At 69.2% G+C, this 16,798-nt stretch carries 17 protein-coding genes; 10 read left to right on the top strand and 7 right to left on the bottom strand.

Going from position 1 to position 16,798, the window contains the following annotated elements; translation table 11 throughout:
• Positions 1-22: 22 nt before the first annotated feature.
• Positions 23-373 (bottom strand): iron-sulfur cluster assembly accessory protein, encoded by a 351-nt coding sequence (locus tag ACFRAQ_RS36430; protein ID WP_040815950.1) that lies wholly within the window; start codon positions 371-373, stop codon positions 23-25.
• Between the two features lie 321 nt (positions 374-694).
• Between ACFRAQ_RS36430 and ACFRAQ_RS36425 the strand changes: the two genes are divergently transcribed.
• Positions 695-1,342: a DUF3043 domain-containing protein gene (locus ACFRAQ_RS36425; RefSeq protein WP_379107651.1), complete on the top strand. Its 648-nt coding sequence runs from the start codon at positions 695-697 to the stop codon at positions 1,340-1,342.
• Between the two features lie 3 nt (positions 1,343-1,345).
• Here the strand turns inward: ACFRAQ_RS36425 and ACFRAQ_RS36420 are convergent, their stop codons facing one another.
• Positions 1,346-1,576 carry a hypothetical protein gene (locus ACFRAQ_RS36420; RefSeq protein ID WP_379107650.1) on the bottom strand — a complete coding sequence of 77 codons (231 nt, stop codon included), beginning with the start codon at positions 1,574-1,576 and terminating at the stop codon, positions 1,346-1,348.
• Complete coding sequence (locus tag ACFRAQ_RS36415; RefSeq protein ID WP_379107649.1) at positions 1,573-1,695, bottom strand: hypothetical protein; 123 nt, start codon at positions 1,693-1,695, stop codon at positions 1,573-1,575. The genes ACFRAQ_RS36420 and ACFRAQ_RS36415 overlap by 4 nt, the downstream gene beginning before the upstream one ends.
• An 86-nt stretch (positions 1,696-1,781) precedes the next feature.
• Between ACFRAQ_RS36415 and ACFRAQ_RS36410 the strand changes: the two genes are divergently transcribed.
• The 6 genes from ACFRAQ_RS36410 to ACFRAQ_RS36385 all read left to right on the top strand — a co-directional run bounded on the left by ACFRAQ_RS36410 (position 1,782) and on the right by ACFRAQ_RS36385 (position 7,779).
• Positions 1,782-2,750, top strand: coding sequence for a helix-turn-helix domain-containing protein (locus tag ACFRAQ_RS36410; RefSeq protein WP_379107646.1), 969 nt, complete (start codon positions 1,782-1,784; stop codon positions 2,748-2,750).
• A 29-nt stretch (positions 2,751-2,779) separates the two neighbouring features.
• Positions 2,780-3,052: a hypothetical protein gene (locus tag ACFRAQ_RS36405; RefSeq protein WP_379107644.1), complete on the top strand. Its 273-nt coding sequence runs from the start codon at positions 2,780-2,782 to the stop codon at positions 3,050-3,052.
• 66 nt (positions 3,053-3,118) lie between these two features.
• Positions 3,119-5,092 (top strand): nicotinate-nucleotide--dimethylbenzimidazole phosphoribosyltransferase, encoded by a 1,974-nt coding sequence (gene cobT, locus ACFRAQ_RS36400; protein WP_379107643.1) that lies wholly within the window; start codon positions 3,119-3,121, stop codon positions 5,090-5,092.
• Between the two features lie 3 nt (positions 5,093-5,095).
• Complete coding sequence (locus tag ACFRAQ_RS36395) at positions 5,096-5,842, top strand: adenosylcobinamide-GDP ribazoletransferase (RefSeq protein WP_379107641.1); 747 nt, start codon at positions 5,096-5,098, stop codon at positions 5,840-5,842.
• Between the two features lie 146 nt (positions 5,843-5,988).
• Positions 5,989-6,792 (top strand): DUF4239 domain-containing protein, encoded by an 804-nt coding sequence (locus ACFRAQ_RS36390; protein ID WP_379107640.1) that lies wholly within the window; start codon positions 5,989-5,991, stop codon positions 6,790-6,792.
• Positions 6,793-6,873: 81 nt separating this feature from the next.
• Positions 6,874-7,779: a hypothetical protein gene (locus ACFRAQ_RS36385; protein WP_379107639.1), complete on the top strand. Its 906-nt coding sequence runs from the start codon at positions 6,874-6,876 to the stop codon at positions 7,777-7,779.
• Between the two features lie 17 nt (positions 7,780-7,796).
• On the opposite strand, the gene ACFRAQ_RS36380 is transcribed toward ACFRAQ_RS36385, so the two are convergent.
• Positions 7,797-9,209: a DUF1254 domain-containing protein gene (locus tag ACFRAQ_RS36380; protein ID WP_379107638.1), complete on the bottom strand. Its 1,413-nt coding sequence runs from the start codon at positions 9,207-9,209 to the stop codon at positions 7,797-7,799.
• 74 nt (positions 9,210-9,283) lie between these two features.
• Complete coding sequence (gene asnB, locus ACFRAQ_RS36375) at positions 9,284-11,251, bottom strand: asparagine synthase (glutamine-hydrolyzing) (RefSeq protein ID WP_379107637.1); 1,968 nt, start codon at positions 11,249-11,251, stop codon at positions 9,284-9,286.
• A gap of 436 nt (positions 11,252-11,687) precedes the next feature.
• Here asnB and ACFRAQ_RS36370 point away from each other — a divergent pair, with 436 nt between their 5' ends.
• The gene (locus ACFRAQ_RS36370; protein ID WP_379107714.1) at positions 11,688-12,686 is read left to right on the top strand and encodes a cytochrome c oxidase subunit II; all 999 of its coding nucleotides are present in this window, start codon (positions 11,688-11,690) and stop codon (positions 12,684-12,686) included.
• A 12-nt stretch (positions 12,687-12,698) separates the two neighbouring features.
• The gene (locus tag ACFRAQ_RS36365) at positions 12,699-13,115 is read left to right on the top strand and encodes a cytochrome c oxidase subunit 4 (RefSeq protein WP_357286489.1); all 417 of its coding nucleotides are present in this window, start codon (positions 12,699-12,701) and stop codon (positions 13,113-13,115) included.
• 78 nt (positions 13,116-13,193) lie between these two features.
• On the opposite strand, the gene ACFRAQ_RS36360 is transcribed toward ACFRAQ_RS36365, so the two are convergent.
• Both ACFRAQ_RS36360 and ACFRAQ_RS36355 read right to left on the bottom strand, forming a co-directional pair.
• On the bottom strand, positions 13,194-14,009 hold the full coding sequence (locus tag ACFRAQ_RS36360) for an SDR family NAD(P)-dependent oxidoreductase (protein ID WP_379107635.1): 816 nt from the start codon (positions 14,007-14,009) through the stop codon (positions 13,194-13,196).
• Between the two features lie 143 nt (positions 14,010-14,152).
• A complete protein-coding gene (locus tag ACFRAQ_RS36355; RefSeq protein WP_379107634.1) occupies positions 14,153-15,412 on the bottom strand; it encodes an FAD-dependent oxidoreductase in 1,260 nt (419 codons plus the stop codon).
• A gap of 55 nt (positions 15,413-15,467) precedes the next feature.
• Here ACFRAQ_RS36355 and ACFRAQ_RS36350 point away from each other — a divergent pair, with 55 nt between their 5' ends.
• On the top strand, positions 15,468-16,664 hold the full coding sequence (locus ACFRAQ_RS36350; RefSeq protein WP_379107633.1) for a hypothetical protein: 1,197 nt from the start codon (positions 15,468-15,470) through the stop codon (positions 16,662-16,664).
• The last annotated feature ends 134 nt before the right edge of the window (positions 16,665-16,798 follow it).

Raw genomic sequence — 16,798 nt, 5'->3', positions numbered from 1 at the left:
CGGGGCTAACTCGGGGGCTAGCTCAGTTGAAGCTGTCGCCGCAGGCACAGGAGCCGGTGGCGTTCGGGTTGTCGATGGTGAAGCCCTGCTTCTCGATGGTGTCGACGAAGTCGATCGAGGCGCCCTGGATGTAGGGAGCGCTCATGCGGTCGACCGCGAGCTTCACACCGTTGAACTCCACGACCAGGTCGCCGTCGAGGGTGCGGTCGTCGAAGAAGAGCTGGTAGCGCAGGCCCGCGCAGCCACCGGGCTGAACCGCGATGCGAAGGGCGAGGTCGTCGCGGCCTTCCTGGTCCAGCAGCGCCTTCGCCTTGAGGGCGGCGGCCTCGGTCAGAGTCGCACCATGGGTGGTGGTCTCGTTCTCAACAGTCATGAACTCTCCTAAGGGACCCATTTGTGGTGGCGTGTGGGCCAGCCCGTGAGGGTATGGCTCGAAGCCTGTCAACACCCGTCGGCGGGCGACTATTCCCTATCCTACGCGGCGCTTATTCGCCGGAACGGTCAGGCTGCGTCGTCGCTGACAAATAGCTCCGGGGTGTGCCGAGGTGACAACTGATTTCGGGTGGCGAGGGTAACTCGCCGGGGACGTCCAGAATCGGGCCGGCTCTCGACCGCCGGCCCGCACGCATGCCGGAAAACGGCTCTCAGCTGGGCGCTGAAGACTCGGGGAGGCGGGATTGTTAGCCTGGTCGGCGTGAAGTTCCTGCGCCGTGGCGAGTCCACCCCCACCTCCGACAGCACCAGCACCGACGCCGGTGCCGCGGTGGCGGACACGACCGTCACCCTGGGTAAAGGGCGTCCGACCCCGACGCGCCGCGAGGCGCAGGGCCGCCGCCGCGGTCCGATCGCGCCCGCGCCCAAGACCGCCAAGGAGGCCCGGGCCCGCCGCAAGGCGCTGCGCGGCACCAAGGAGGAGCGCAAGGCGACCTCGGCCGAGCGGCGCGCCGACGTCAACAACCGCCGCGCCCGCATGCTCGCCGGTGACGAGCAGTACCTGCTCCCGCGCGACAAGGGCCCGGTCAAGAAGTACGTGCGCGACATCGTCGACGCCCGCCGCAACCTGCTCGGCCTGTTCATGCCGCTGGCGCTGGTGCTGATCCTGAGCATGATCCTCTCGCCCGCGCTGCAGGCGATCGTGACGCTGGCCATGCTGGTGATGATGCTGTTCATGATCATCGAGGGCGTGGTGCTCGGTCGGATCGTGAGCAACCGGGTCCGGGAGCGCTTCCCGGACAGCACCGATTCCTCGTTCTCGCTGGGTTGGTACGCCTTCGTGCGCGCCTCGCAGGTGCGGCGCATGCGCGCCCCGAAGCCGCAGGTGAACCCGGGCGACGCGGTCTAACGATCAGTTGTGCTCTCGGTAGGCCGAGAGCGCACGCAATTCCATCGCGACGCGGGCGTGGTCTCGATCGACCACGTTCGTCGAGCCGGCGAATTCCCAGGTGTTCTCGCGGTGCAGCGGGACGGCGCGGCCGGCCGCGGCGAACAGGGCGGTGATCCGGCGGACGGCGTGGCCGACGCGGGAGGTGGCGGTCGCGGAGCGGTAGTGGCCGTGTCCGGAGGTGATGGCGGTCATGCGCGGGCCTCTTCCTCGTCGAGGTGTGCGGTGGTGTCTGCGGCCATGAGGCCGAAGGTCAGGGTGCCGAGCGCGGTGATCGCGGTTCCGGCTGCGACGATTGCGGACAGTGCATCCATGGCAGTAAGTTTTCAGTAGGGAACTTTCGGCCAACAGTGGCTGTTATGACATAGTTCGCAAAAATCCGGCCAGATGGGATCGCGACATGCTCTCCAAGGTCGCCGTCGTCCTCAACGACAACCTCGCCATGTTCGAATTCGGCGTGGTCTGTGAGGTTTTCGGGCTCGACCGGACCGCGCAGGGCCTGCCCCTTTTCGACTTCCGGGTCTGCGGGCTCGAACCCGGGAAACCGCTGAAGTCCAGCTCACCGGGCATCCACGTCACCCCCGACTACGGGCTCGAAGAACTGCGCGACGCGGATCTGGTTGCCATTCCGGCCTTTCCGATCCGCGACGGCGCGGCGAAGATCGACGCCCGGGTCATCGACGCCGTGCGCGACGCCGCCGCGGCCGGGGCCACCGTGCTGACCGTGTGCTCGGGGGCGTTCCTGGCGGGCGCGGCCGGACTGCTCGACGGGCGCACATGCACCACCCACTGGCATTACGTCGACCTGCTGGCCGAACAGTTCCCGCTCGCCACCGTCGACCCGGACGTGCTGTTCGTCGACGAGGGCAATCTCATCACCAGCGCGGGCACCGCCGCGGGCATCGACGCCTGCCTGCACCTGGTGCGCCGCGAACTGGGCAGCAGCGTCGCCAATGCCATCGCCCGGCGCATGGTGGTCCCGCCGCAGCGCGACGGCGGACAGCGGCAGTTCATCGAGCGGCCCGTCGTGGCCTGCGAATCCGAGGGGCTCAGCGAGACCCTGCACTGGATGGGCGAGCATCTGGACCTGCCGCACTCGGTGGAATCGCTGGCGGCCCGCAGTTCCATGTCGACGCGCACCTTCGCGCGGCGCTTCGCCGCCGAGACCGGAACCACGCCGGTGAAATGGCTGACCGGGCAGCGGGTGCTGCTGGCCAAACAGCTCCTGGAAGACACCGACCTGGACCTCGAATCGCTGTCCCACCGTTGCGGATTCGGGTCGGGGGCGCTGCTGCGGCATCACTTCCAGCGGTTGGTGGGGATTGCGCCGGTGGAGTATCGGCGGCGGTTCGGCGCCAGGGTCTCCTGAGCGGGCCCGGGCCGTTACGATGCGCACTCATGCGGTGGGCAGTGATGATCGCGGCGGTGCCGCTGGCGGTGCTGGCTGTGTCGGCGACGACGGGATGCACGGATCCGCGCACCGCGGTGGGGGAGTGCATCGTCGGCGGGGCGACGGGTAACCACGACAAGGTGGTGGCCTGCTCCAAGCAGCATGACGGCAAGATCATCGCCAGCGTGGCGCACGGCTCGGACTGCCCGCAGGGGACCGATTGGTCGTATACCGCCAAGGACCTGAAGGTGCAGTGCGTGCACAACGAGAAGAACTACTGACTCCCGCATCCCAGGATGGCCGTGCCTACTCGGCCGGAGCACCGGCGCAGTTGATACCGTGCTGACGTGTCGCACACTGCTCAGACAACCGATCGGCCGCTGCGGACCCTGGTGCTCGGTGGCGCCCGGTCCGGCAAGTCGGCCTTCGCGGAACAGCTCGTCGCGTCGGAGGCGGTGCGATACGTCGCCACCGCCGCGGTCGACCCCGCCGACGCCGACTTCGCCGAACGCATTGCGGCGCACCGGGCCCGGCGGCCCGCGACCTGGACCATCGTGGAGGGCGATCCGATCGCCGCGCTGGGCGAGCCCGCCGCCGCCACCCTCGTCGACGACCTCGGCACCTGGCTGACCGGGCGCATCGACGCCCGCGCCGCCTGGGAATCGCCGCGCGGCACCGTCGGCCCGGACATCGACGCGCTCGTCGCCGCTGTCTCCGGCTATGAGCAGCGCTTGATCATCGTCAGCCCCGAGGTGGGGCTCGGCGTCATTCCCGCCACCGCCTCCGGGCGTCTGTTCCGTGACGAGATCGGGACCCTGAACCAGCGCCTCGCCGAGGTGTGCGACGAGGTCTTCCTCGTGGTCGCGGGGCAGCCGGTGCGGGTCAAGCCCGACCGCGCGGTGGTCTCCGCCGCCGCGCTGTCGGATGTCGCCGGAACGGATTCATCACTCGCCGTAGCGACTTCGTCGACGGCCGGAACGGATTCGGTTGCGGTGAAGCCCGTTTCGGCGGATGCCGTTGGTTCGGCCGCCGCTGACGGCGGGACCGGCCGACCGGAGGATTCTGCCGAAAGTGGAACCGGTGGTTCGGAACTCGGCTCGGTGAGCGCAGCGTCTCCGGCCGTCGGGACCGCCGCCGTCGCTGCTGCGGCCGCCACGGCGGGCGGCGCGTCCGCTGACGGCGAGACCGGTGACCCGGCGGTCGCGGGCCCGGTCGACGACGGAGCCCAGAGCGCGCCGGTGCTGACCAAGCCCGCCCGCATCTCGTTCGGACCCGTGACCGGACCCGATCCGCTGGTGTGGGCCGCCGCCGAGGAGCGGCAGGCGCAATTGACCAAGCCCGCAGGGGCATTGGGCCGGCTGGAGCAGCTGGCCAACTGGGTCGCCGCCTGCCAGGGTGTGTGCCCGCCCAAGCAGTTCGAGCGGGCCCGCGTGGTGGTGTTCGCCGGGGATCACGGCGTGGCGCAGCATGGTGTGTCGGCGTACCCGAGCGAGGTGACCGGGCAGATGGTCGCCAACTTCGTGCACGGCGGCGCGGCCGTGAATGTGATGGCGCGCTTGGCCGATGCCACCGTGCGGGTGGCCGACATCTCCGTGGACGGCGACACCGCGCCGGAGATCTCGCGGCACAAGGTGCGGCGCTCCAGCGGCTCCATCGACCGCGAGGACGCGCTGACCGAGGCCGAGGTGCAGGCGGCGCTGGCGGCCGGCGCGAGCATCGCCGACGAGGAAATCGATTCCGGCGCCGACCTTCTCATCGCCGGCGACATGGGCATCGGCAACACCACGCCCGCCACCGTGCTGATCGCGGCCATCACCGACACCGAGCCGGTGGTGGCGGTCGGCCGTGGCACCGGCGTCGACGACGCGGGCTGGATCCGCAAGACCGCCGCCATCCGCGACGCCATGTGGCGCGCCCGCCCCGTGCTCAAGGACCCGGTCGCCCTGCTGCGCACCGCCTCCGGCGCGGACCTGACCGCCATGGCGGGCTTCCTGGCCCGCGCCGCGGCCCGCCGGACTCCGGTCATCCTCGACGGCGTCGTGGTGACCGCCGCCGCCCTGGTCGCCGACCAGCTCGCCCCCGGCGCCCGCGCCTGGTGGGTGGCGGGCCACCGCTCCAGCGAGCCCTCCCACACCATCGCCCTCAAGCGCCTCGACCTCGAGCCGCTCGTCGACATGACCATGCGCCTGGGCGAAGGCTCCGGCGCGGTCGCCGCCCTCCCGCTGCTGCGCGCCGCCGTCGCCACCCTCGGCGAGATGGCCACCTTCGCCGAAGCCGGGGTCAGTACCGCCGACGCCGACGCGGAAGCCGCTGAGGCCTGATCTGTGAACGGGCTTCGGCTGGCGGTGTCCTGGCTGACGGTGCTGCCGGTTCGAGGGCCGGATGAAGTCGACCGGTCGGTTGCTGCTCGGGCGATCGGGTGGGCTCCGGTGGTCGGGCTGTTGCTCGGCGGCGGGGCGGCCGGATTGCTTTGGGGGCTCGGCGAACTCGGGGCCTCGGGGCTGTTGGCCGGGTTTGTCGTGGTGGCCGGGCTCGCGTTGATCACGCGCGGGATGCACGTCGACGGGCTGGCCGACACCATGGATGGGCTCGGGAGCTACGGGCCGCCGGAGCGGGCTCGCGAGATCATGAAGAGTGGCGGGGCGGGGCCGTTCGGGGTGGCGGCGTTGGTGTTCGCTGTTGCCATTCAGGCGGTTTCGCTGGGGGCGCTGGCCGAGCAGGGGCGGTGGGCGGCGGTTGTCCTGGCCGTCGCCGTCGGGCGGGTCGCGGTGGTGCTGGCGTGTCGGAGCCGGATCGAGGCGGCTCCGGGGGCCGGGTTCGGGGCGTTGGTGGCGGGGACGCAATCGCCGGTGACAGGGTACGGGTGGGGTGTGATCGCCTGTGTCGCAGCGGCGTTCGCGACCGGTAATCACTGGCAGGGGCCGGTGGCGGTGATGCTGGGGCTGGTGGGAGCCATGGTGCTGGTGCGGCATTGTGTGCGGCGGTTCGGGGGATTGAACGGCGATGTGCTCGGTGCCGCACTGGAATTGAGTGTCACCCTGGCCGCGGCGGTGTTGTCGTTCGGCCGCTGAGAGTGGGCCGGACAACGCGTTCCGGCCTTGGCGGGGTTGGGATTCGGACACTCGTATAACAGTTCGTCCTCTGTTCACAATCCGACCGACCCGTGGCCGCGAATACCTTCTGATCGCATGCACCCGGCCGGAAACGGAGTCGCGAAATGCTCGGAATTCTGTTGCAGCTGGGGATATTGGCACTCTTCGCGGGCATCGCGGTGGGAATCTTCGTGCTGGGGGACCGGGTGCGCCCGAGGTCCTGGCGGCACGGCGACGATTCGGGCGCGGGCTCCATGACCTTGGACATGGTCAACATGTTCTTCGCCGCGATCGTGGCCTTCGTGGTGGTGATCCTGTGGCAGCAGTACGACACCTCGCACGCGCACACGGTGGCCGAGGGCAAGGCGCTGGTCACTGTCTACGAGACCGCCAACGGCATGCCCGAACAGGACCGCAAGCAGATTCAGGCCCTGGTGACCGCGTACACCAAGCAGGTGATCGGCGACGAGTGGAAGGTGATGGACGAGCAGCGCCGCCTGAGCCCGGCCGCGCAGTCCACCCTGGACGATCTGCGTGAGGCCGTGGACGCCGCGCCCGCCGGCGACCCGGACGCCAAGGCCACCCAGGACAAGGCGGCCACCGCGGTCGAGGCGATCATCGAGGCCCGCTACGACCGCGGTCTGGACGCGGGGTACCGACTGCCCGGATTCCTTTACGTGGCCCTGTGGTTCGCGACCGGCATGCTGCTGTTCGGCACCGTGTTCTCCGGTGTCGTGGTCACCAAGCGCAGCGTCCTGATGACCGGTCTGTTCGGTCTGGTGATCGGCGCGGTCATCGTGGCCGTCTATCAGCTCGATCGGCCCTTCTCCGGCGGCAATCACGTCGCCAAGGACGCCTACGAACTCGCCCTCGCGCGCTTCCAGCACATCGCCGCGGAAACGCCGTCCAGCGGCGGCAGTCCCCGCTGACCGTCGCGACCGCGTAACCGGCTCGGCTTCTCGGAGGCACCCGTGAACGGAAATCGCAGAACAGCACGAGGATTCGCGGCGGTGACAGCGGTCCCGGTGGCCGCGGCGCTGCTCGCCCTCCATCCCGATGTCGCCGCCGCCGACCCGGGGCCGCCGTCGATCGGGGAGATCATCAGCGGCAGCGCGGGCGGGGGAGCGCCGGATGCGGGTGACACCGCCGCGCCGATCGACGCGCCCACCGGCAGCGCGCTCGGGTTGGGTACCGGCAGTAGCTATTCCGGCAATCAGGGCCAGCCGGGCGGCCGGGTCGTCACCGGCAACCCCGCGGGCCGGAATCCGATGACCGCCTTGGATCTCGGTAGCAGCAGCCCGGACATCCCACGCGAAACGACTACGGGGGCAACGGATCTCGTGCCACCCGAACCGCCCGCGACCCCGATCGCCATCCCCAACACCCTCGGTGGCCTGCTCGGCCTCGACTCCGGCAGCGTCCTCACCGCCTGCGCGGGCAGCGCCGTGGTCGGCAGTGCCGCACTGGGGCTGGGCATCCTCACCGGCAGCGGTATGGGTTCGGGCCTGATCGGCCCCGGCTTCATCCCCGGCTCCAGCGGACTGGTCGGTCCGGGTTCAGCCGGGGCGGGCAGCGTGGTGGTCGGCAGCGCCGCCACCGGCAGCGCCCTGCTGACCTGCATGCTACTGCTGCCCGTTCCGATGGCGCCGGAACCCGGTATCCCCCTGCTGATCCCGCCGGCCGCCCCCGCGGTGGTCCCCGCCGCCGCGCCCGTCGTGGCCCCACTTCCCGAGGCGGTTCCGCCCGCCCCCGCACCGATCCCGCCACCTCCGCCCCCGGTCGAGTTCGTCGCGCCGGATCCGCCGCAACCGGCGGTCAGCCTGACCGCGCTCCAGGTCATGACGGTCATGATCATCACCATCATCGCGGGTGCGCGCGCCCGCCTCGCCCGCGCCCACCACGCGCCCGCCGACTGACGACGGGCGCGCCCGGGTCAGGACAGCTTCTCCAGCTTCGGGATCTCCCACTTCCCGTTCAGCACGCTGTCCTTCGGCGCGTACAGCCGCAGCGTGAGAGAGAACCGCCCGGACTCCGGGATCGGCAGCCAGTGCCCGGCCGGAACCTCCGACCCGGGATCGGCGTTCTGCACCGCGATCGTGATGGTGCCGTCCTCGGCCGGGGAGAGCGGGACCAGGTGGCCGACCGAGTAGATGTGCGCGGGGTTCTGCACCAGGTAGGACTCGCCGTCATAGGCGGTGAGTGACCAGAACGCCCCCACCGGCGGCAGCTGATCCTTGGCGAAAGTGACCCGGAATCGGCTGTCGCCGTCCGCGTTCGCGTCGATCGTGGGATACACCGCGTCCCGGGGCAGATTCGCGCCCAGGCCGAGCGCGGCCACCTGGGCGCGCAGCGGATAGTCGGTGCCGTACGCGCCGACCTCCAGATTGAAGAGCCACCCGTTCTGGTACTGCGACTTGGGATCCCGGTACGCGGTGAGCGCGCGACGGCCGTCGGCGAGGCCCGCGTTGAGCACGTCCGCGGGTACGGTGGCCGCCCCGCCCGGGGTGATGCCGATGGTGGCGAAGCGCTTCATGGCGTCGACGGCGTCCTCGTCGGCCGGATTGGCCGCCATGACCGCGCACATGCGCGCGAAGAACGTGGGCCCGTCCATGGCCCCCACCATCTGGGCGGGTGCGTCGGCGCTCGCGGCCAAGGCGCCCGGACCGCCCTGCACTCCACCGGAATTCCAGACGCTGAGCGGGGCGAGCTTCAACTGGTGCTGGAGCGCCCGCACATGCTGGACGTCGGCCTCGCCCTGGTATTCGATGCGGCCGAGCAGCCAGGTGGTGCCGGTCGGCATGGCCAGCTGGGTCATGCTCTCGGGCACGGTTCCCTTCCAGCCGGGTCCGGTGACGAGATAGGTGTAGGGCGGCTGCTCCGGCGCGTTCTTGACGCGCGGATTGGTGCTGGCGGGATCGTGCACCGTATTGGACCAGGCGTCGAGGAACTGCATGAGCCAGTACCGGCCGGTCTCGATCGCGGGCACCTGCAACACCATCGGTTCGGGCCGCAGGTCCAGCCAGGCCTGCGAGTACAGGGTGTCGAGGTTGAGTCGCACGACCTGCCTCACCTCGGGGGTGGGCGGGTTCTGGTGCACGAATTGGTTTGCCGGGCCCCCGGTTTCGCGGGTGACGTCCATCAGGACCAGCGGGTAGCCGAACACGTAGGCGTCCGCGGCGATGTCCTTGGCGTCGTTGGAGGCCGAGGTGGATCCGGTGGCGGCGGATCCATTGTCCGAGGTGCCGCAGGCGGCCAGTCCGAGGGCGGCCGCGGCGCCGATGCCGAGCGTCCGGGCGCCCAGTGCGAGCATCCGGCGACGCGAGCGAGGTGCAAACGGGTAGCTCATGGCCAGCACCGTACTGCGGCGACGCGGACCGGAGCGCCCCCCACGGGCGTGGCGCTCCGGTGTGTCGCGTGCGGTCAGAGGTTGACCGGGTAGGTCGGCTCCTGGATCTCGGGCTTGATCCGGTTCTCGACGAAGATGCCGTGCCAGATCATGAACACGATGAGCGTCCACAGGCGGCGGCTGTGGTCGACCGGACCGGTGCGGTGCGCTTCCAGCATGGCCAGGATGGCCTGCTTGTTGAGCAAGTGGTCGGTGCCCGACTCGGTGATCTGGGCGCGCGCCCAGTCGTAGAGCTCCGGGCCGCGCAGCCAGTGCCGCAGCGGCACCGGGAAGCCCAGCTTGGCCCGGTTGAGCACGTGCGGCGGCACGATGTCGGTGAGCGCCCGGCGCAGCGCGTACTTGGTGGTCTCCTTGGTGATCTTCTGGTCGACCGGGATCTTCTCGGCGACCTTGAACACCTCGGGGTCCAGGAACGGGACGCGCAGTTCCAGCGAGTTGGCCATGGTCATCTTGTCGGCCTTGACCAGGATGTCGCCGCGCAGCCAGGTGAACAGGTCCAGGTGCTGCATGCGCGCCACCGGATCCCAGTGGTAGCCCTGCATGGCGTAGATCGGGGCGGTGACGTCCTGGTGTGTCCACTCGGGCCGGAACTCGCGCAGCACCGACCGCAGCTGGGCGTCGTTGAAGCTGCGGGCGTTGCCGTAGTAGCGCTCTTCCAGGGTGAGCGAGCCGCGGTGCAGCAGGCTCTTGCCGCGGGTGCCCTCCGGAATCCGGTCCGACACCTTGCCGGCCAGCTTGCGCAGCGGCTTGGGCAGGTATTCGAAGGGCTTGAGCGACAGCGGTTCCCGGTAGATGGTGTAGCCGCCGAACAGCTCGTCGGAGCCCTCGCCGGAGAGCACCACCTTGACGTGCTTACGGGCCTCCTTGGCCACGAAGTACAGCGGCACCAGCGCCGGGTCCGCGACGGGTTCGTCGAGGTACCAGACGATTTCGGGAATGGAGGCCGCGTACTCCTCGGGGGAGACCATGCGGATGTAATGCTTGGCGCCGATGGCCTCGGCGGTCTCGGCGGCCACGTCGGCCTCCGAGTAGCCCTGCCGCTCGAACGCCGAGGTGAAGGTCAGCAGGTTCGGGTTGTGGCGGATGGCCAGCGCGGCGATGGCGGTGGAGTCGATGCCGCCGGACAGGAACGCGCCGACGGTGACGTCCGCCCGCATGTGCTTGGCGACGGAGTCCTCGAGCGCCTCGGCGATCTCCTTGTAGCGCTTGGCCTCCGAGCCCGCCGCGAACTTCTGCACCCGGAACTGCGGGTTGAAGTAGCGGGTCACCTGCGGGGCGCGGCCGGGCTCGACCCAGGCGTAGCAGCCCGACTCCAGGCGGCGGATGTCCTTGTGCAGCGTCTCGGCCTCGGGCACGTACTGCAGCACCGTGTAGTGCTCGAGCGCGCGCGGGTCGAGGGCGTCGGACAGCTCCAGCTCGGCGAGCAGGTCCAGCAGGCTCTTCTTCTCGCTGGAGAAGGCCGTGCCGCCCGCGCCGGTGGCGATGAACAGCGGCTTGATGCCGAACGGGTCGCGGGCCAGGAACAGCTTGTTCAGCTCGGTGTCCCAGATGGCGAAGGCGAACATGCCGCGCAGCCGGCTCGCGGCCTTGGCGCCCCAGTAGTGGAAGGCGGCCACGATGGCCTCGCCGTCACCCTCGGTGCGGAACATCGGCTGGTCGCCGAACTCGGCCCCGTGGGCTTCCTTCAGCTCGGCGCGCAGCTCCAGATAGTTGTAGATCTCGCCGTTGAAGGTCATGGCGTAGCGCTCGGGGTTCTCCGGGGGACCCCAGCGCAGCGGCTGGTGCGAGTGCTCGATATCGATGATCGACAGGCGGTTGAAGCCGAAGATCATGCGCTCGTCGTTCCAGGTGCCGCGCTCGTCCGGGCCGCGGTGGCGCTGGCAGTGCAGCGCCTCGTACACCTGTGCAGCGGTGGTCTCGACCGTCCGCCCGTCCGGAGTAGTAGCCGTGCCAGCTGTCAGAAATCCGAGCAGACCACACACTGCGCCGAGAACCTCTTTCCGGAGTCATAAGGATTGGGGCGTACCCGCACGGGCACGCTGCACGCGAAACCTACTGCCCGAGTATGCCGTACCCGTGCAGATCCCGCCGCCAGAGCCCATATCCACTGCATATGAGGTTTCCGGAGTGTCGGACAGGACCCCGTCGCAACGGGGGGCCATTGTTGGTCTACGCTGCGTAGTACTTGGGAAACTCTCAGGGTCGGTTGCGCGTTCGCGTGTACCCTTCCCCGAGCTCCCGAACTGTGCTGATTATGTGTCGTCCGGCGGAAGGGAGCCCGGGCGGCGCGGTGTCGGAATGACGACCAGGAAGGCGTTGAGCGTGGCGCACAAGGCGAGCGAGGCGATAGGGGCACGACCCGCCCAGGGTCGGCGGGGCCGCATCCTTCGGCGGGCCGGGCTGGCGGTGTCCTTGGGGATGACCGCGATGCTCGTCTCCGGCTGCTCGATCGACAACGTTTGGCTTCGATTCGGCTGGCCCTCGGGCATCACGCCGCAGGCCACCAGGATGCGCGAGCTGTGGACCTGGTCCGTGCTCGCCGCGCTGGCGATGGGTGTGCTGGTCTGGGGTCTGACCTTCTGGACCATCGCGTTCCACCGCAAGAAGGCGAACTCCCCGGAGTTCCCGCGGCAGACCGGTTACAACGTGCCGCTGGAGCTGAGCTACACGGCGATCCCGTTCGTGATCATCGCCGTGCTGTTCTACTTCACCGTCGTCGTGCAGAACTACGTGCACGAGAAGGTCGAGAACCCGGACGTCGTGGTCGACGTGACCGCGTTCCAGTGGAACTGGAAGTTCGGCTACCAGAAGGTCGACCTGAAGGACGGCTCGCCGGTCTGGGACGGTGTCGACACCGAGCGCCAGGACATGAACGAGGACATCAAGGATCGCTACAAGGAAGCGACCAAGGATGGCCACGCGCAGCCGGGCCCGAACAACGGCCTGCCCGCGAACGACATCTCCTACCTGCACTACGACAAGGTCGAGACCGTTGGTACCTCCAACGAGATCCCGGTCCTGGTGCTGCCCTCGGGCAAGAACATCGAGTTCCAGCTGGCCGCGGCCGACGTCATCCACTCGTTCTGGGTGCCGGAGTTCCTGTTCAAGCGCGACGTGATGCCGAACCCGAAGCAGAACAACTCGGACAACGTCTTCCAGATCACCAAGATCGAGAAGGAAGGCGCGTTCGTCGGCCGCTGCGCCGAGATGTGCGGCACCTTCCACTCGATGATGAACTTCGAGATCCGGGTCGTCTCGCCGGACGACTTCAAGAAGTACATGGACGCGCGGATCAAGGACCACAAGACCAACGGCGAGGCGCTCTCCGCGATCGGTCAGTCGCCGGTGGCGACCTCCACCAAGCCGTTCAACACCGACCGCAAGGCGCGCGGCAACGAGCTCGCCGACGCCAAGTGAGGATGAACTGACATGAAGGTCGAAGCTCGCATCTTCGAACTGCTCACGGTCTTCTTCGTGATCGTGGCCGTGATCTACGGCTACTTCACGGGCCAGTCCCGCACCGGCGTCGAGTGGGCGGGCACCACCGCCATCGTGCTGACCGGTGGTCTGGCCCTGATCGTGGCCACCTACTTCCGCTTCGTCGCCCGTCGTCTGGACCTGCGTCCCGAGGACTACGAGGAGGCCGAGATCGTGGACGGCGCCGGCGACCTGGGCTTCTTCTCGCCCGGCTCGTTCTGGCCCATCCTGCTGGCCGCCGCGGGTTCGGTCACCGCGCTGGGCCTGGCGTTCTTCCAGTTCTGGCTGATCGGCATCGGCGTCGTCTGCGTCCTGGGCGCGGTCGCCGGTCTGGTCTTCGAGTACCACCTGGGCCCGGAAAAGCACTGATCCGGAACACAACTCGAAGCGCCCCATCCGAATTCGGGTGGGGCGCTTTGCTGTTCGGGGGGAGTTGTACGGGGGAGTTCAGATGCCGAGCGCGTGCTTGAGGCGGGTGGTGCGCGGCGACATCGACGCCAGACCCAGCAGGGCGCGCGGGAACCGCGGTGGCAGCTGGGACGGGCGGCTGCGGATGGCGGTCTCGATCCAGCGGGCGGCCTCGGCGGGATCGATGGTTCCGAATTCGGCGTGTACGCGAGCGCTGGTGGCGTCGTTGAAGATCGGGTACTGGACCGTGGAGACGTGGATGCCGCGCGGGGAGAGCTCGGCGTCGGCGCACTGGCCGAAGGTGGTCCAGGCGGCCTGGGCGGAGGCGTAGGAGGCGAAGTTCGGCGCGGCCCCGGTCTCCGGGCTCCACGGGCCGACGTTCACTACGTGGCCGGAGCCGCCCGCGAGCATGGCGGGGAGCAGGCCCAGGGTCAGGCGCAGCGGGCCGAAATAGTAGGCGGACATCATGCGCTGGTAGTCGCGGAACCGGTCCAAGGATTGCAGGATCGGGCGGCGGGCGGGGCGGCCGGTGTTGTTGACCAGCACGTCGACGGTGTCGAACTCGGTAAGCAGCCACTCGACCAGCTGGTCGACATCGCCGAGGGCGGCGATGTCGCAGCGGTACCAGTGGGCGCGGCCCCCGGATTCGATGATGGTGGCGCAGTCTTCGACCAGCTGGGCGCCGGTGCGAGCGACCAGGATGACCTCCGCGCCGTGAAAACCGAGTAGTCGGGCCGTTTCTCGGCCGATCTCGGAGGTGGCGTCGGTGATGACCACGCGTTTGCCCTCGAGCGGGCGTTCGCCCTCGGGGTCACCGGCGGTACGGAGGCGGCGGGCAGCACGGAATTCGATCATGGGACAGGCAACCTTCATCTGAGGATTGAGCATGAACCATGCACCGATACCCCGCCGACAGTATCGATACCGCCGCGTCTCCCGGCTGCCAACCGATAGCTGATTTGCGCTACGCGATTGCTGGGTGAGCGGCGGAACACATTCTATTCGGTCGGGTCATAACGCCGGGCGCGTTCGGACACACAGATCTCGTCGATTCCGGACACGATGTCCCGCAACAGTTCCGAGGGCAGCGCCGCCGGGCGCAACCGGCAGGTGAAGGTGATGAAGCCGTGGTCCTCGTCATCGAGTTCGCGCAGGTAACGGGAGCGCACGCCGTAGGTCATGGCCGAGATCACGGTGAAGCAGCCGGTGCGCTCGCGATGCCCGGAGAACAGGTCGTGCAGGCCGTGGAAGACCCGCGCGTAGTTGGACATGGGCGCGAAAAGCGAGATGCGGTAGGCCGGTCCGCGCTCCGAGGAGCTGATCACGGTGTCGGCCAGATACTCCGCGTCGCGCAGGGTCAGCACCTTCGGAGCGAACATGAGCGCGCCCGCCGCGGCATTGCGGACCGGCATGCCGGCGCGGCCGCCCGCCGAGGCGGCGATGGCGCCCAGCGACTTCCGGGCGCGCGCACCCACCTCACGCCGGGCGCGCAGCGACAGATTGGGGGTGGTGGGGTGCAGGCTCGACCACTGGCCGAAGCGGACCGTGCCCAGTTGCACGGTGCCGGTGCCCACCGGACGCGCGACCTTCAGCGGCGCGGTGTCGATCCAGCGGCCCACCTGCAGCATGGAGTCGCCCGGGGACTGGATCTCGCGGTAGGAGTGCTCCACCCAGGTGTCGAAGTCCAGGAAGCGGTGCGCGTCGGTGGTGAGCCAGGTGCGGTCCTTGTCCACGCCGGTCACCTCGAGGGTGAGCGCGGTGATGATGCCGGTGCGCCCGCCGCCGCCCAGGATCTTGCGGAAGCGCTCCGCGTGGTGGGTGCGCCCGCAGGTGCCGAAACGCCCGTCCTGATCGACGTATTCGAGCTCGGCGACATTGTCGGAGAACATGCCGAAGCGATGCGACGCCGCCGACAGCCCGCCCACCGCCGCGAACCCGCCCGCCGTGATGTCGCGATGGTCACCCACGATGGGCAGCCCGAGCCCGTGCGCGCCCAGGGTGCGATCGATGTCGGACAGCCGTGCCCCCGCCTGCACGCGCACAGTCCTGGCATCGGCGTCGACCACCTGCACGCGGTTCATCTTCCGCATGCTCAGAGTGGTGCCCTGCACCGGCAGTCCGAACTCCTCGTCCGGACGTTCCCCACCCCGGATGATCAGCGGTTTCGTCGAACGACGTGAATCCCGAACGGTCCGAACCACATCCGCGGTGTCGCGGGGCAGAAACTCGTCGGGGTGGGTGGAGACGGGCGTGCTCATGGCGCTACAGCTAACCACAACCGCGCGAATTGCGCTCGCGCGTAGAGTCCGGCCCATGAGTTTCCTGGGTGGGGTTTTCGGGTCGCCGCGAAATCGGTTCGGCAAGAAGATCTTGGAGCAGGTGCGGGGGTACGACGCGGTGGAGTTCGCGCAGTTCGACGCGGAGGCGTTCGAGATCGCCTACCGGCTGACCAACGGGTACGCGGCGAAGCTGAATCTGGACACGCTGTATCGCCGGTTCGACGGGAAGATCAGCGCTGAACTGTTCGAGGCCGTCGACACCCTGCTGCTGCCGCCCGACGCCCCCGAGGGGTGGGACGAGGTGTCGCCCAAGCTGCGGCCGGTGCTGCGGCGGGCCGGCTACGGGGCGGTGCAGGTCGCGGGGGTGAACGGCCGCGATCTGGTGCTCACGCGGCCCGCGCTGCCGTACCTGTCGGAGCTGGTGGTGATCGATCTGCCGAGCACCGTGCAATTCGTGACCCGGCAGGATCTTTCGCGCTGGGGCGTGGACGACGAGCAGGTGTACGCGGTCGCGCACGCCAATCTCACCGAGCTGGCCATGAGCACGCTGACCGCCTTCGATCCGGGGCAGGGCGTGCGGGTGCTGGACTTCGCCGACGACGCCGGCGAGAACTACGTCGGCTCCCTACCCCTGGTGGCGGGCTGGCTGGCGGGGGTGCGGACCCGGACCGGCGGCACGCCACTGTTCTTCCTGCCCGGCCATCTGGGCATGCTGGTGGTGCTGGGGGCGACGCCCGAGGCGCTGCCGCAGTTGCTGGAGCTGGCCGCCGAACGGCACGAGGCCGCGCTGCGCCCGCTGTCGGCGGTGCCCTACACCGTGGACGACAACGGCGACCTGATGCCGCTGCGGGTGGACGAGGACCATCCGGCGTACGCGGAGATCCGGCACGCGCAGGCGCAACTCGCGGTCGGCGCGTACCGGTCGCAGACCGAGAAGCTGCGCGCCGAGGACGACCGCGAGGGCGCGATCATGGAACTGCTGCACGTGCGCGCGCCCGACGGCAGCGAGTACACCATGACCTCCTGGACCGACGGCACCACGAATCTGCTGCCCGCCGCGGACTTCATCTGCTTCGTCACCGGCGAGGGCGATGTCTTCCGGGTGGCCTGGGACGACGTGTCCGGGCTGGTGCCACTGGAACTCGCCGGCGAGTACGACCCGCCGCGCTTCCGCGTCCACGACCATCCGCCCGCCGAGGTCATGACCCAACTGCGCGCCCTGGCCCGCTGACTTGGGTTCTAGTAGTGGTCGCAACATCCCAGCTCAAGTGGTGTAGTGGACTTTCAGATTCGAGAGGACCGGGGGCGGCATAGCGGCGGGCGGCCGTTGACGCGTGAGCGCGAGGCATACTTCGAGCTCATGCG

The organism is Nocardia sp. NPDC056611, from assembly GCF_042792755.1.
Taxonomy (GTDB): domain Bacteria; phylum Actinomycetota; class Actinomycetes; order Mycobacteriales; family Mycobacteriaceae; genus Nocardia.
Note: the sequence above shows the minus strand (reverse complement) of the source record. Positions and strands in the feature narration are given on the sequence as shown.

What these genes read in the sequence shown, in the direction of transcription:
- ACFRAQ_RS36365 (WP_357286489.1), top strand. Translation starts at nt 12,699, where the DNA reads ATGAAGGTCGAAGCTCGCATCTTCGAACTGCTCACGGTCTTCTTCGTG.
- ACFRAQ_RS36405 (WP_379107644.1), top strand. Translation starts at nt 2,780, where the DNA reads ATGCGGTGGGCAGTGATGATCGCGGCGGTGCCGCTGGCGGTGCTGGCT.
- ACFRAQ_RS36350 (WP_379107633.1), top strand. Translation starts at nt 15,468, where the DNA reads ATGAGTTTCCTGGGTGGGGTTTTCGGGTCGCCGCGAAATCGGTTCGGC.
- ACFRAQ_RS36420 (WP_379107650.1), bottom strand. Translation starts at nt 1,576, where the DNA reads ATGACCGCCATCACCTCCGGACACGGCCACTACCGCTCCGCGACCGCC.
- ACFRAQ_RS36410 (WP_379107646.1), top strand. Translation starts at nt 1,782, where the DNA reads ATGCTCTCCAAGGTCGCCGTCGTCCTCAACGACAACCTCGCCATGTTC.
- ACFRAQ_RS36430 (WP_040815950.1), bottom strand. Translation starts at nt 373, where the DNA reads ATGACTGTTGAGAACGAGACCACCACCCATGGTGCGACTCTGACCGAG.
- ACFRAQ_RS36360 (WP_379107635.1), bottom strand. Translation starts at nt 14,009, where the DNA reads ATGATCGAATTCCGTGCTGCCCGCCGCCTCCGTACCGCCGGTGACCCC.
- ACFRAQ_RS36415 (WP_379107649.1), bottom strand. Translation starts at nt 1,695, where the DNA reads ATGGATGCACTGTCCGCAATCGTCGCAGCCGGAACCGCGATCACCGCG.
- ACFRAQ_RS36370 (WP_379107714.1), top strand. Translation starts at nt 11,688, where the DNA reads ATGACCGCGATGCTCGTCTCCGGCTGCTCGATCGACAACGTTTGGCTT.
- ACFRAQ_RS36380 (WP_379107638.1), bottom strand. Translation starts at nt 9,209, where the DNA reads ATGAGCTACCCGTTTGCACCTCGCTCGCGTCGCCGGATGCTCGCACTG.
- ACFRAQ_RS36355 (WP_379107634.1), bottom strand. Translation starts at nt 15,412, where the DNA reads ATGAGCACGCCCGTCTCCACCCACCCCGACGAGTTTCTGCCCCGCGAC.
- ACFRAQ_RS36390 (WP_379107640.1), top strand. Translation starts at nt 5,989, where the DNA reads ATGCTCGGAATTCTGTTGCAGCTGGGGATATTGGCACTCTTCGCGGGC.